The organism is Dellaglioa sp. CoH-57-MRSF-20 (assembly GCF_056781955.1).
Genome location: NZ_JBXAXV010000185.1, coordinates 1 through 346 on the forward strand (window position 1 = coordinate 1; position 346 = coordinate 346).

1 protein-coding gene is annotated in these 346 nt (G+C 54.9%); it reads right to left on the reverse strand.

Annotation, left to right across the window (positions count from 1 at the left end; genetic code table 11):
• Nucleotides 1–239: hypothetical protein (locus AC1RPN_RS08710; RefSeq protein ID WP_481763794.1), on the reverse strand; the 239-nt coding region annotated here is incomplete at its 3' end.
• Nucleotides 240–346 lie beyond the last annotated feature (107 nt).

A 346-nucleotide genomic window follows, 5' to 3' on the forward strand; every position in this document is an offset into this window, starting at 1 on the left:
GCCTCGAACTCTTGCTCACCGGCCTCGATTCGAGTAGCCAGCAATTCGAGGTGAGCCGCGAGCTTGCGCAGCGCCTTAGGACTCGACGGCAGGCTAATCCCCTGATATCCGTTCTTCCACACATCAGGTTCCTTAGCCGTCGTGTATTGCTGACGAACGGATACCAGTCTCTGATCCTTGTAATCAATGGCGTTGATGTATATAGCCTTGTTATCTCGGACCTTGAAGCGCTTACCCATCAGTGAACCACCGTGCCCGGTTTAAGCGCGTCCTGCATCTCGACCATACCGCCGCTCGTCAGCACGCTCTGACCTTCGAGAATGCCACCCGTATTCAGTGTGATAGG